The sequence below is a fragment of the Acinetobacter sp. CIP 53.82 genome (genome assembly GCF_000369465.1).
GTDB lineage: Bacteria > Pseudomonadota > Gammaproteobacteria > Pseudomonadales > Moraxellaceae > Acinetobacter > Acinetobacter indicus.
In genome coordinates this window covers 129103-143706 of sequence record NZ_KB850046.1, presented here as the reverse complement: position 1 = coordinate 143706, position 14604 = coordinate 129103, and the positions used below count along the sequence as shown (strand labels likewise).

General features: G+C 42.9%; 8 protein-coding genes. All 8 read left to right on the top strand.

Features of this window, described 5'->3' with window-relative positions:
- Nucleotides 1-6: 6 nt before the first annotated feature.
- The 8 genes from F905_RS06320 to F905_RS06285 all read left to right on the top strand — a co-directional run bounded on the left by F905_RS06320 (nt 7) and on the right by F905_RS06285 (nt 14320).
- Nucleotides 7-4518: a translocation/assembly module TamB domain-containing protein gene (locus tag F905_RS06320; protein WP_005178669.1), complete on the top strand. Its 4512-nt coding sequence runs from the start codon at nt 7-9 to the stop codon at nt 4516-4518.
- A gap of 107 nt (nt 4519-4625) precedes the next feature.
- Nucleotides 4626-4985, top strand: a complete 360-nt coding sequence (locus tag F905_RS06315) for a hypothetical protein (RefSeq protein WP_005178666.1) — start codon at nt 4626-4628, stop codon at nt 4983-4985.
- Between the two features lie 271 nt (nt 4986-5256).
- Complete coding sequence (locus F905_RS06310; RefSeq protein WP_005178664.1) at nt 5257-5526, top strand: hypothetical protein; 270 nt, start codon at nt 5257-5259, stop codon at nt 5524-5526.
- Between the two features lie 295 nt (nt 5527-5821).
- Complete coding sequence (locus F905_RS06305) at nt 5822-8461, top strand: bifunctional aconitate hydratase 2/2-methylisocitrate dehydratase (RefSeq protein WP_005178661.1); 2640 nt, start codon at nt 5822-5824, stop codon at nt 8459-8461.
- Nucleotides 8462-8532: 71 nt separating this feature from the next.
- The gene (locus tag F905_RS06300; protein ID WP_005178658.1) at nt 8533-9906 is read left to right on the top strand and encodes a hypothetical protein; all 1374 of its coding nucleotides are present in this window, start codon (nt 8533-8535) and stop codon (nt 9904-9906) included.
- 32 nt (nt 9907-9938) lie between these two features.
- The gene (locus F905_RS06295; RefSeq protein WP_005178653.1) at nt 9939-10160 is read left to right on the top strand and encodes a hypothetical protein; all 222 of its coding nucleotides are present in this window, start codon (nt 9939-9941) and stop codon (nt 10158-10160) included.
- Nucleotides 10161-10284: 124 nt separating this feature from the next.
- Complete coding sequence (gene gltS, locus F905_RS06290; protein WP_005178651.1) at nt 10285-11508, top strand: sodium/glutamate symporter; 1224 nt, start codon at nt 10285-10287, stop codon at nt 11506-11508.
- A gap of 589 nt (nt 11509-12097) precedes the next feature.
- Complete coding sequence (locus tag F905_RS06285; protein ID WP_005178649.1) at nt 12098-14320, top strand: DUF6351 family protein; 2223 nt, start codon at nt 12098-12100, stop codon at nt 14318-14320.
- Nucleotides 14321-14604 lie beyond the last annotated feature (284 nt).

The window sequence follows — 14604 nt, the reverse complement described above, 5'->3', positions numbered from 1 at the left end:
AGAACTATGGCTGAAGTTGAACAGCAACCAAATACACCCGCGCCTGTACCCAAAAAGCGCAGAATAGTCAGAAGTGCCTTGTTGTCACTGCTGTTTATGGTGGTGTTGCTGGTATCGGCTTTGGCAATCATGTTCTCGACCGACCGTGGCAGTAAATTCCTGCTTGACCGGGTGCTGGAACGTCAGCAGATCATTCAGTATGAATATGAAGGCGGAAACTTATTACGCGGTATTATCCTGCGCAATATTCTGGTTACGCTAAAATCAGTCGATGTCAAAATTGACCGCGCTGATGTCATGCTGGGCTGGCGCGCCGTGCTGAATAAGGAAATCCATTTTACCCATGCCGATGTGCGTAATCTGCAAATTACCACCAAAGGACCGCCAAGTGATGGACCATTCAAGTTTAATGAAATCCGTCTGCCTTTTGTACTCCGGCTTGATCATGCCGATCTGGACCGTTTGCTGATTCAGACTTCAGGTGGCAGCAAAGTCAATTTTTATGATGTGATCCTGAACGATGCGCTGTGGTCGGGCACCAAACTGGAATTTGAAGATTCCAGTATGCGTATGGATTATCTGTCGGTCAAAAATGCCAGCGGCGATATGGATTTTTATGGCAAATATCCGCTGAATGCCATTGGCGATGTGAATTTACCTTCGTTAAACAACAGCCTCAATATTCATGATATTAAAGTCGTCGCCAAAGGGTCTTTAGATACCATTCAGGCCGGGGTGGCGACCTATACGCCCGATTTGCTCACCGGTTGGGTGGTGCTGCATCCGATGCGTAAAAATGTGCCCATGTTTGGCGAGCTGCAGTTCAATCAATACCATTGGCCGCTGTTACAAGATTGGGAGCTGTATACAGAAGACGGCACAGCCAAGTTTAAGGGTGATATTAAACGTCTGGATTTAGATGTCGCTACCGATCTGACGGGTAAAGATCTTCCAAAAGGACAATATACCGCGCTTATGCATACCGATCTGGTCAATCAGCTGAACATCAGCAACTTAAATGGCCAGCTGATGCAGGGCGCCGTGAATGTGGCTGGTGTGGTCGGCTGGAACGAGCGCGTCAGCTGGGACCTCACCGGTCGCCTGGACAAGATTAATCCGAAAGACCCACTCATTCCGCAGGTGGTGCAGGATTTTCTGCCGCCAAGTCTGGATGCTCAAATTGCCTCTAAAGGCCATTTAGAAAATGGAACCCATCTGACGGCGCAGGTCGATTTTGACCGCTATGAAACCTGGAACCTGAAACTGGATCAGAATGCGCCGAAAAACCGCCAGCCAAACCCCATGGTGCTGGATGTGCGCTGGAACAATATTGACCGCGCGATGCCTTATATTGGCTGGTTATCCAGTGAATCGGGTGATGTGCAGATGGCCCTGGTCGAAGGCCAGCAGAAGATTTTTGTCGCAACCCAGGTGGCACAGCATGAGCAGGGTGCTTTACCAGCGGGTATGTACAAGGCCGAGCTGAATCTGAAGAACAGTAATCTGGATGTACCAAGCTTTAGCTATAACGCCGGCGCCAGCACCTTAACGGGCCGTGCGCTGATTGAACTGCCAACCGACAAGCGCCAGCTCAAATGGAATGCTACCTTAAACGCGGACAATTTTAATCCGCAAATTATTGCTGATGCTGCTCCGGTCAATCTGCTGAATGGCCGTTTGCAGGCCAATGGTTTTGCCCGTCCAAACCAGCAGATTATTCATTTAAACAATATTGATTTACGCGGGCGTCTGGTCGAGCAGGATGAAACAGTGCATTTGACCGGGAACAGTACCGTGGCCTTGCTGTTCCATGATGAACGTGCGGGTGGCGGCTTCAAGAGCTTCGCGGTCAATTATGATGGCGCGCTCAACAGCAGTCTGCTGGAAGCCAGTCAGGGCAGTTTAAAGCTGAAACTGTCCGGTACACCGGAGCTGATCAAGATTTCAGACCTGCGTCATGACGGTGTGGCCGGGCAGATTCTGGCCAATGGTATGCTGAACCTGAAAAATGGCATTGGCTGGAACCTGAACGCCTCTTTAATCCGCTTTAAACCGCATTATTTTGTTTCGAGTGTGCGCGGCGAGCTGTCGGGCAATGTACGTACCCAAGGGGTTTGGTCAGATCAGCTTAAACGCATCAATATTGAAAAGCTCAATTTGGCCGGCATGATCAACAATAAACCGGTACGTGGTACCGGTAATCTGGCCCTGTTGATGGATGCCAATCAGCAAGGTTTCCTGCCGCAGCAGTTTGAGGCCAATAATTTATATCTGGCCTATGCCAAGAACCAGATTCAGGCTACTGGTAATGCACAAAACCTGAGAATCAAACTGAATGCACCAGCACTGTATGAACTGTATGCCGGTTTGCGTGGCCGTGCTTATGGCTATTTAAATGTGCAGTCGCAACCACGTTTGCAGGCCACCGCCAATCTGGTGGTCGATGATTTTGGTTTAAATAACCTGTTTAGCGTGCGCAAAATGCGTTTACGCGGTGAATTGCCGACCTCGGAAAATACCCCAACCTTGCTTACGGCCAGTCTGGAAAATTTACGTAGCGGCAACCGTGAAATTCAAAAAGGCGAGATTTCACTGGCCGGTACCCGCCAGGCGCATCTGCTGAAAGTGAAAGCGGAAAACCGTTTAAGTAGCTTCTATGTGCAGCTGGCCGGCGGCTTTAATGCTGAAAATAACTGGCTGGGTCAAATCCAGAAAGGTGATTTTGACTCCTTAAGAACCCGTCTGGTGCAGCGTCAGAATGCCTCGGTCATCTTCCAGACCAAAACCAGTGATCTGTTTGTGGGTGCGCATTGCTGGATGAGCCAGCAAAGCCAGTTGTGTTTTGACCAGCCAATTCGGGTCAATAAAAACCGAGGCAATGTGTCCTTTGTAACCCGCAATGTCGACCTGAACGATTTTGCCGCCTTTATGCCGGAAGGTCTGGCGATTACCGGTAAAGTCAATGGACATGCCAAAGCCTCCTGGGCACAAGGCCAGCGGCCAAAAATTGATGCACGTCTGGTAACCCGTAATGGGGTCATTGGTCTGGCAGGTGATGACCCGCAAGAACTGGGTTCGACCTTAAGCTATGATCAGGTGGCTGTGGTGGCTAAAAGTATTGCCGAAGGTCTGCAAATTCGACTGGATGTGAAAACCCCGGAAATTGGTGCCGGTTATGCCAATGTTATTATTGATCCATATACCGAGCGTAAGCCGATGCGCGGTGAAATTGCCTTTAATGAAGTGCAGTTAAAAGTCTTTAAGCCGTTTATTGCCGATGTGCGTTCTATGGCCGGGGTATTGTCCTTTGCCGGTAAGGTCGGCGGTACGTTAACCCAGCCATTACTGACCGGTGAAATGCGTCTGAAAGATGGTGCCATCAGCATGATTTCCCTGCCGGTGAACCTGACCAATGTGCAGCTGTATTCCTCGATTCGACAGGATTCGGCCACAATTAATGGCGCATTTAACAGTGGTCAGGGCGTGGGACATTTAACCGGTCATGTTGACTGGAAAGGCGTACCGAAAATTCAGCTGAACTTAAAAGGGGATAATCTGCTGGTGCGTCAGGCGCCGCTAATTACTGCCATTGTGACGCCGGATTTATCCATGGAGGTTTTCCCGACTCAGAAACGTTTAAGCTTAAATGGCAAGGTCGATGTGCCGCGTGCGTTAATTTCCATGCCTGAGGCTTCCGATCCGGTGGTGAATCTGTCTTCGGATGTGCGTGTGGTGCATGAAGGGCAAGACCAGCTGGCGGTATTACGCTCTGCGCGTCCTTGGGATATTCGTGCCGATCTGGAACTGAATCTGGGCGATCAGGTCATCTTCCAGGGCTTTGACAGCCGTATTCCACTGGTGGGCCGTCTGTATCTGAGTCAGCGTGGTCTGGAAACCGCCATGCGCGCCAATGGTGCAATTGGGGTTAGCCAGCGCGTCAAGATTGAAGCCTATGGCCAAAGTCTGGATTTGAACCGTGCAATTGCGCGTTTTAATGGCCCAATTTCTAACCCAACTTTAGACATGGATGCCAATAAAAACGTACAGGGCAGTATGGTCGGCTTTAGAGTCACAGGCACAGCCAGTAGTCCGAATATTCAGGTCTATAACGATGCAGGCTTATCTGAACAAGAAGCATTAAATGCCTTGATTACAGGTCGTATCAATGAAGGTGCCAGCGGTTTAAGCCAGACCGAAAGCTTTAAGTCAGACGTCAACAATACCATTGCCGCGGCTGGTATTAGTATGGGCTTAGGGGGTACACGTGCCCTGACCAACCAAATTGGGCGTACCTTCGGTTTAAGTGGGTTGGCTTTAGATGCTCAAGGTACGGGTGATGATACCCAGGTCAGCCTGACCGGTTATATCACTCCGGATCTGTTTATCCGTTATGGCGTGGGCGTTTTTACCCCGGTGAACAAGCTGACCTTGCGCTATCAGATGAACAAACGTCTGTATCTGGAAGCCAGTCAGTCGTTGGAACGTGCCGTGGATATTTTCTATAACTGGCGTTTCTAAGCCGTCTAATCTGAACTTGAAAATGCGCTCAACACGAGCGCATTTTTTCTGGCTGATTTCTCATTCACGATAACTTTGATTATCATAACGGAAATAGGAGAGTATGCATGAACAAACTATTCGCTTTGGCTGCCGTAATTGCATTGGCCGGCTGTGCAGAGAAAAAGCCCTTAACCCCGGAAGAGCAATGGAAAGGTTACTGTACCAGTGTTGGCAATGCAGCACGAACCATCATGCTGGATCGTCAAAATGCCATTGAAAAAGATCAGGCACTGGCTCATGCGGACAAAGTAGAAGATGAAACCACACGCAAATTTATCTTTGAAATTATTGAAACGGTCTATGCCATGCCTGAACAGGAAGTGAAGGGCGATGTAGATGCCGCGCGTGAGAAAATTAAAGCGCAATATACAGAAAAATGTCTGGCTACGCCGTATGACGAAATGCCGGATTATCGACGTTTTTAAGTCATGAACCTAAAATGCCAGATGACATATCCGTAATCTGGCATTTTTTTGTGCTCACTATTTCTGCATATAGATAACAATAATCAAAATTCGCTGCGTTGATTTATATTTTAAGCAGATATTGAGTCTGCTATTTCTTCCTCTACTTACTTCTAAATAGCCTAAGCAATATAAATATATATTGTGACACTTTTCTTTAGCACCAATATAGAAAAGCTTATCTTTTTAATGAATAATGGATTTAACAATAGCCAGAAGAAAGGAGCACATCATGGACGTGATTGGTTATCTGCATCATGCAGATTTGCTCTTGGAAGATGAACAGGGCGTGACCATTATTGGCAATAGCAACTATGTGCTCAGTATTGGAGATAAAGTCTATTTTCAACAACTTATTGATGCTGACAGCAAGCGTTATCAGGTCAATATCTCCTTTGCCAGTGCCGGGCATAGTACCCTGCATGAAGATGAAATTCAGGTCAAATTTGAGGGCAGTCGCGAACATCTGCAGCAATATTTAAACAGTACAACGGTACACTAAGGTTGAATAGTAATTGGAACCCGGAAAAGGCAGCATAGTGTTGCCTTTTTTCTATTTAGAATTCGGTTAAAGTGGATTAAAAGCAGCAATGACGGGTCTAAACGTGCTCCGCTTGATTATTGTATAAACAATATGAACATCATTTAGTTATAAAATAATGAGCATCACAAAGAAACACCTTCCTTGCATTAACTTTTAACTGGAATTTTAGTAAAATTTTGCAGTCCATATTACTTGTGAAGCTTTGAACAAGCTGGAATTCACAGGTAATTTTTTAAAAAAGAGGAATAACACCGTGCTAGAAGCTTACCGCCAACACGTTGAAGAACGTGCCGCACTCGGAGTCCCACCGAAGCCACTTGATGATGCTCAAACCGCTGCATTAGTTGAATTATTAAAAAACCCGCCAGCTGGTGAAGAAGCTTTCTTGGTTGATTTGCTTGAAAACCGTGTTCCAGCGGGTGTAGACCAAGCTGCTTATGTAAAAGCTGCTTTCCTGTCTGCTGTTGCAAAAGGCGAAGCGACTTCTCCATTAGTTTCTAAAGAACGTGCGGTTTACTTACTAGGTACTATGCTTGGTGGTTATAACGTAGCGCCTTTAGTTGAGCTTCTGGAAAATGCTGAACTTGGTGGTTTAGCGGCTGACGCTCTGAAGAAAACCCTGCTTGTATTTGATGCATTCCACGACGTTGCTGAAAAAGCAAAAGCGGGCAATGACAATGCGAAAGCAGTACTTCAATCATGGGCTGAAGCTGAATGGTTCACTAGCCGTCCAGACGTTCCAGAAGAAATCAAACTGACTGTTTTCAAAGTAACAGGCGAAACGAATACTGACGACTTGTCACCTGCACAAGACGCGTGGAGCCGTCCAGACATTCCATTGCACGCAAATGCAATGCTGAAAAACGTTCGTGATGGTATCAACCCAGAAGTTCCTGGTGAAGTTGGTCCATTAAACCAAATTAAAGAACTGATCGCGAAAGGCAACCAGGTTGCTTACGTTGGTGACGTTGTTGGTACCGGTTCTTCTCGTAAATCTGCAACGAACTCTGTGCTTTGGTTCTTCGGTGACGAACTTCCACACATTCCAAACAAAAAAGATGGCGGTTACTGCTTAGGCGGTAAGATTGCTCCGATTTTCTTCAACACCATGGAAGATGCGGGTGCATTACCAGTTGAGATCGATGTTTCTAACATGAACATGGGTGATGAAATCACACTGAAAATCGATCACGCTGCTGCAAAAGTAACTGCGTTCAAAAACGGCGAACAAATTGCTGAATCTGAACTGAAAACTCCAGTACTTCTAGACGAAGTACGTGCCGGTGGCCGTATTAACCTGATCATTGGTCGTGGTTTAACTGGTAAAGCACGTGAAGCTTTAGGTCTTGAGCCATCTTCTTTATTCCGTACTCCAGTACAACCTGCCGACTCTGGCAAAGGCTTCACTTTAGCGCAGAAGATGGTTGGTCGTGCATGTGGTCTTCCAGAAGGTCAAGGCGTTCGCCCTGGTACTTACTGCGAACCTAAGATGACCACTGTTGGTTCTCAAGATACAACTGGTCCTATGACTCGTGACGAGTTAAAAGACCTGGCGTGCTTGGGCTTCTCTGCTGACCTGGTAATGCAATCTTTCTGTCACACAGCTGCGTATCCAAAACCAGTTGACGTGCAAATGCAACACACACTACCTGACTTCATCATGAACCGTGGTGGTGTATCTTTACGTCCAGGCGACGGTATTATCCACTCTTGGTTAAACCGTATGCTTCTTCCAGATACAGTAGGTACTGGTGGTGACTCGCATACTCGTTTCCCAATTGGTATTTCATTCCCGGCGGGTTCTGGTCTGGTAGCGTTCGCTGCTGCGACTGGTGTTATGCCACTGGATATGCCTGAATCTGTACTTGTGAAGTTCAAAGGTAAAATGCAGCCTGGTATCACTCTACGTGACCTGGTACACGCGATTCCTTACTACGCAATTAAAGAAGGTGACCTGACTGTAGAGAAGAAAGGTAAGAAAAATATCTTCTCTGGTCGTATCTTAGAGATCGACTTAACAGAAATGGAAACTGACTTAACTGTTGAGCAAGCATTCGAATTGTCTGATGCTTCTGCTGAACGTTCTGCTGCAGGCTGTGCGATCACGCTTTCTGAAGAGAAAGTTGCTGAATACCTACGTTCTAACATCACCATGCTGAAGTGGATGATTTCACAAGGTTATGGCGATGCTCGTACTATGGCGCGCCGTGTTGAGAACATGGAAAAATGGTTAGCGAACCCATCACTGCTGAAAGCTGATGCTGATGCTGAATACACTAAAGTGTATGAAATTGACCTTGCCGACATCAACGAACCTATCCTGTGCTGCCCGAACGATCCAGATGATGCGAAACTGCTTTCTGACGTTCAAGGCGACAAGATTGATGAAGTATTCATCGGTTCTTGTATGACGAACATCGGTCACTTCCGTGCAGCTGGTAAACTTCTAGACAAAGTTCCTGGTGGTTCTTTATCTACTCGTCTGTGGTTGGCTCCTCCAACGCGTATGGACGAACACCAGTTAATGGAAGAAGGTTTCTTCAACATTTATGGTAAAGCTGGTGCGCGTACTGAAATGCCAGGTTGTTCATTATGTATGGGTAACCAAGCACGTGTTGCACCGAATACGACTGTAGTATCTACCTCTACACGTAACTTCCCGAACCGTTTAGGTCAAGGCGCGAATGTATACTTGGCTTCTGCTGAGCTTGCATCTGTTGCTGCGGTTCTTGGTAAATTACCAACTCCAGAAGAGTATCAACAATACGCTTCTCAAATCGACAGCATGTCTGCTGACATTTACAAGTACTTGAACTTTGATCAAATGTCTGAATACACAGATGCTGCTGAAAATGTAGATACGAAAAAAATTGCTGCTGCTCAATTAACCTAATTTATTGAAAAATAAATTAAATTGAGTTAGAAATAAGGGCTGAGTAATCAGCCCTTATTTTTTGCTTATTTATGAAGAATTTTTTTTACAAAAAAGTTTTATGCGTATTTGCACTTTTTAAAAGTTTTTTTTTACAAAGATCATTATGGTTTTATGTGGGGCCAATTCTTGCCGTAGTAATGATAGTTTATTCTTTTTATTATTTTAATAATCCATGGGGAAATAATTTAAAGAACCTATTTAATAGCCTTTTATTAAATCATTTTACCAATAAGAATGATATTTATGATGAAAATTCAGCTTTGTTTTTACCAAAGAATCTTTCTATTAATGAACAAGACTCTTTTATTATTCACATGGGATATCTTGGAGATTTCTTATCAGGAACATTAGGAATACTCTTAAGTTTTATTTCTATAATTTTTGTTATAGTAAGTTTAGTCAATCAAAATAAAAGGCAGGATATAGAAAAAGTAGAAAGCAGAATTTTTAAATTAATTGAACTTTTAGGTGAAATCAAAAATAGTAATAACTTATCTGAAGCATCTAAGATATTTATTAAGAAATATGGGAGTGAAAAAGATTTAGTTTTTTTAAAAAATAGAATAGATTTGGAGATTAAAAATTTTTTAAATTTTTATTTAATCGTTTTTCAAACTTTAAAATATTTAAACGATAATGAAAAAAATATTACTGACAAGATTTTTTATCAAAAGACAGTTGATGATCAAGTTTTGGGCTATATCAATATTATAAAAGCTTATATAGAGCCAGAATTACTTTTATGTTTAGCGATATATGGGCATTCCATACAGAAAGATAGATCATTAAAAATTAAAAAATTATTTGAAAGATATAATTTCTTTGAAAGTATATCTACTTTGAATGAGAGAGCTTATTTTTCAAATATAATGATTAGTATCTATTTTATTTATAAAAAAAATGCTTTTGGAAATGACAGTTTTTATGAATCAATAAAGTTTTTAAAAAATTATCTCACTGATAATGAAAGTATAAGCTTGGGTGAAGCTTTTTTTAAGTTTTTAGCTAAAAATGGAGGAAAATGGGACTATAAGACAGGGGAGTTGATTTGTAATGATTCTGTTTCTAAAGAAATATATTTAAGTGTAAAAGAGGAGTCTAGTAAATCATTTGAGCTCATGATAATAGGTCATGATTTTAATAATTTAAAAGATCTGAAGTTTATTCTAGGTCTTGATGAGGACGGATTATTTAATATAGTTTCAGATAACTATCATGATGACTCAAAATTAATAATCAATAAGGGTGAAATTGTAATTAAATTTTCTCCTAATTTAAAAGAAAATGATTATCAAAGTATAAATTATTATGATAATTATTCAATTATAATTAAAATTCTTAATGAGAGGAAAATAGATGTAGAATTTGTGGAAAAGGTGATTTACTTTAAAACTTATAATTAGTTTATATTTCACAATGGTGTAAAATTTAGACAATGTCTCCACAATCCCGATTCCTCTGTATTGGTGGTTTCCTTAATGGAACACAAGTCAAAGACCAAGGCGACAGTTTTGTCTGCGTCGAAAATGGTAAACAGGTGAATTACCATAAAAAGGAAATCTTCCATCAAGATGCTTGGGATCATGATTATTATGTTTGTGAAAGTACGACAGACCAGCAAGCACACAATTGGGTTTATGATATTCCATTGTATTAATTGAATCTATTTAGGACATAAATTAAACAATTACTAGAAACAATAACTTGCATAACATTTCTAAAATTGATTTTTCATACTATTTTCCTAAAACTGTATGAAAATAAAGCTAATAGGGAATGTTATGAATTATGAAATCGATGCCTTTGGCACCTTGGTGATTGCAGTATTTTTTCTTTTTATTGGGCGGTATCTTGTTAGTAAAATTGGCTTCTTTAGAAACTATAACTTACCTGAACCTGTAATCGGCGGTCTAATCGCAGCGATTACAGCTTTTATTCTCTATAAATTTTTTAATATCAGTGCCACATTTGACTCAGAAACTCAAACCATTCTGATGCTGATGTTCTTTACCTCTGTTGGTTTAAGTGCAGACTTTACCAAGCTCAAAGAAGGTGGGAAATCACTGCTGATCTTTCTGGTCTGTGTCATTCTATTTGTAGTTGTACAAAATGCGGTTGGCATGAGTTTAGCCACAGCACTTGGGCTTGATCCATTGATTGGTCTGATTGTCGGTTCTGTTACCTTAACGGGTGGACATGGTACTGCCGGTGCTTGGGGTGAAGTGCTTGAAACTCAATATGGAATACAGGGGGCAATTGTCCTCGGAATGGCAAGTGCTACTTTTGGTTTGATTATTGGTGGGCTTGTGGGTGGTCCGGTTGCCAAATTTTTGATTAAACGAAATCAGTTGGCAGAGACAGTAGCGCAAGAGACCAATGAACAACAACTCGATACTAGCATCAACACCGCACCCTTCGAATATCCAAAGAAAACCCGGTTGATTACAGCCAGTAATGCAGTGTCGACTTTGGGGATGTTTGCGCTATGTATTTTTGTTGCGAATGAAATGACAGAGATCAGTCAGGGAAGATGGTTTGAACTGCCGACCTTTGTCTGGGCTTTAGGTACAGGAGTAATTGTACGTAACTTTCTGGAGCATGTACTGAAAGTCGATATTTTCGACCGTGCCATTGATGTATTTGGCAACGCGTCATTGTCCCTGTATTTATCTATGGCTTTACTGTCACTGCAACTCTGGTTGCTGGCCGATTTGGCAGGCCCGCTCATTACCATTTTGTTTGCGCAGACAGCGGTACTGATTTTATTTACCGCAATTGTGACCTTTAGAATCATGGGAAAAAATTACGATGCAGCCGTATTGGTAGCAGGGCATTGTGGTTTTGGTATGGGAGCAACCCCGACTGCGATTGCCAATATTCAGGCGGTCACCAATAGCTATGGTCCATCACATAAAGCCTTTTTAATCGTACCGCTGTGTGGTGCATTTTTTATTGATATTGTGAATGCTGTGGTGATTCAGAGTATCATTGCATTTTTCGGTTAAATTTTAATACGACTTCAAAATCATATAGACATTAAAAAGCCCCATGGTTAGGGGGCTAGTCGTATGCACATCTGAGGCACATACTGTAAGAGGCTCATCTCATACTGAGCGTATTAAAGCACACTCTTTTACTTCAACCTACGAAAGTTTTTCTGATCTGCTGGTTATAAATGAAAGGTCATAGCCAAAAGTGGGAGGAGGAGAAAGTTTTATTGCTCAAAAATAAGCATTTTTTATCTGGAACTTGGATGTTTTGAATTTCTCATTTAATCGTTAAATGGTTACAAAAATTTTCCAATAAGACGGAAAATATTACACGGGAATAAAAGAATTTAATCATTTACTAAGTTAATTAAAGTAAAAGTTATATAACTATTCATCTTTTTAGTCATGCAAAATAGCTTGAAATTAAATCAGATATTCAGAAGCAGAATTTGGTTTTTATCCCTGATTTTGGTGATTTTTTAAAACAGCCCGTAAAACAATAAATAACAATAATGACAATGGTTGTTGTCAAATTATCTTTATGCTCATGAATGAAGTTATACATATAAAAACTTCAGAAAAATAATAATTTATGGATGAGCGTATGAAAGGAAAACTGGTATTCAATAGCCTCAATATTGCGGTGTGTAGTGTCATATTGTATGGCTGTGGTGGCGGAGGTGGAGATTCTTCCGGTTCAGGAACATCTTCAAAAGTAGAACGGGAAATGGTGGAGGTGTTATCCACCCGGCCAGATTTAATTACAGACTCGGATGTATTGCTGAAACTGAATCTGCCCGATGATATTCAAACTACGGCATTGAAAGTGTCCCTGAATGGACAAAATATTAGTGATGCATTTGCCAATGAGCAGCGCCAAGCCTTAGTTGAAGGACTTAAACTGGGCGATAATCAACTCAAGGTTGAAGCAGGGCGTTATTATCAGAATTTAAGCCTGATCAATCATCCTTCAAGTGGGCCGTTACTGTCTGGCCCGCAGTTAAAGCCCTGGACCTGTACCAATGCGTCGACCGATCAGTTCTGTCAAAAGGCTGTGCAATATAACTATTACTATAAAGATCGTTTGGGACTCATTAAAAGTTATGACCCGGCACAACCGCCGGCCAGTCAGAATATTGCCACCACCACTACCGATGAAGGACTAACGGTGCCATTTATTGTGCGTGAGGAAGTGGGCTATCAGAACCGCGATGAATACCGTTTTGCGGTGTTGTATGATCCGAACCAGCCGTGGACCGCCTTAAAGCCACAAGCGCAATTTAACCATAAACTGGTGGTCACGCATGGCCAAAGCTGTGGTAATGATTACCAGTCTGCCTCTGCGCCAACGGTCATTGCCACTTCAAGTTCCATTTTGCCGGATGTCACCATTTTGGCTTTAGGCCGCGGCTTTGGGGTGATGTCGACTGCACTGTCTCATAGCGGTCATAACTGTAATCTGGCGATTCAGGCAGAATCGCTGATTATGGCCAAAGAGCGTTTTATTGAGCAGTATGGCACCTTGCGCTATACCATCGGGCAGGGCTGTTCAGGTGGTGCGCTGGCAGCACAATGGGTGGCCAATGCCTATCCGGGAATTTATCAGGGGATTTTACCCACTTGCTCATTCCCTGATGCCTGGAGTACCGCTTCACAGTTCGCCGATTATCACCTGATGATTAATTATTTCCAGACTCCAGAAGGCCGTTTAAGCTTCTTGCCGCATCAGATTGCGCATGTTCAGGGACATATTTCTGAAATTAATGGCTATGTCAGTGAGCTGGCCCAGTTTGATGTGGCGCGGCCAAATACCATCTGCAAGGGAATTTCATCGGCGCAGTTATATCATGCCACCAATAGTCCTCAAGGCATTCGTTGCTCGATTCAGGATGCGGCAATTAATTTGCTAGCCCCACGCCCAACGGAGCTGTGGACCGAAACTGAGAAACGCATTGGTCGCGGTTTTGCTGGCCTGCCGATGGATAATGTCGGAGTACAATATGGGCTGGACAGCTTGATGAAAAACATCATTACCCCAGAACAGTTTGTACAGTTAAACGAAAAAATAGGCGGTGTGGATATTGATATTCAGGCGGTGCCTGAACGTCTAGAAGCCAATTATACGGCGCTGAACAATGCCTATCGCAGTGGCTTAATTAATGTTGGGAACAACCTGAATAAAGTGGCGATTATTGACTGTCGAGGTCCGGACCCGGCGCTGTTCCATGATTCCTATCGTGCCTTTGCCATTCGGGCACGACTGGAAAAAGCGCATGGCAATTATAATAACCATGTGATTTATGGCGGTGATCTGGTCATGATTGCCGATGCCAAATGTCTGGAAATCAGCTTTAATGATATGGACCGCTGGTTAAGCAATGTCGAAAAAGACTTAAGTGATTTGCCTATTGCCACCAAACTGACCCAAAACAAACCGGCAGATGTAAAAGATGCCTGTATTACTGCAGGCATCATTAACCGCGAGAATCTGTGCAGCACGCTCAGATTACCGGTATATGGCACACCGCGTATGGTGGCCGGGGACAGCCTGACCACCTATGCCAACAAGTGTCAGCTGAAACCTTTAAATGTGTCGGATTATGGCAATACGGTCCGCTTTAGCAATGAACAGCTCCAGCGATTGCATCGGGTTTTCCCGCAAGGCGTGTGTGACTATAGCCAAGCCCCAGTTGGCTTTGCTGACACCATTGGCTGGATGAGTTATCAGGATCGGCAGGGCAGCGTAGTTTATGGAGGACAACCTTTGCCTGCGGTCAGTTCATCGGCTGCACGCGGCTGGGCATCTAAAGCTTTCCAGTTGTTTTAATTCTTCACACATTTTTTGTTTCACAAAAACCAGTGATTTTTCACTGGTTTTTTTATGATTCATTTTGATTTTTAGTTGAAAATTCATGTAATATAACGACGGTTATTTCGCCGTTGTGTAGATGGCAGGCAGATAACCTTTGGTCGAATTAAAATGTTAACCAGATCTCATTAATTCGCTGAATTATCAGGTTTTTTAGCGAGAAAGCCCAGATAAGCGTTGTAAAATCATTAGATTAAATTTACTCACAATTATTGTAATTATATGGAATTATTTCATATAAT

Excerpts from the sequence above, each read along its gene's own strand:
- F905_RS06285 (WP_005178649.1), top strand. The coding sequence starts at position 12,098 with ATGAAAGGAAAACTGGTATTCAATAGCCTCAATATTGCGGTGTGTAGT.
- F905_RS06300 (WP_005178658.1), top strand. The coding sequence starts at position 8,533 with ATGAAGAATTTTTTTTACAAAAAAGTTTTATGCGTATTTGCACTTTTT.
- F905_RS06310 (WP_005178664.1), top strand. The coding sequence starts at position 5,257 with ATGGACGTGATTGGTTATCTGCATCATGCAGATTTGCTCTTGGAAGAT.
- F905_RS06320 (WP_005178669.1), top strand. The coding sequence starts at position 7 with ATGGCTGAAGTTGAACAGCAACCAAATACACCCGCGCCTGTACCCAAA.
- F905_RS06315 (WP_005178666.1), top strand. The coding sequence starts at position 4,626 with ATGAACAAACTATTCGCTTTGGCTGCCGTAATTGCATTGGCCGGCTGT.
- gltS (WP_005178651.1), top strand. The coding sequence starts at position 10,285 with ATGAATTATGAAATCGATGCCTTTGGCACCTTGGTGATTGCAGTATTT.
- F905_RS06295 (WP_005178653.1), top strand. The coding sequence starts at position 9,939 with ATGTCTCCACAATCCCGATTCCTCTGTATTGGTGGTTTCCTTAATGGA.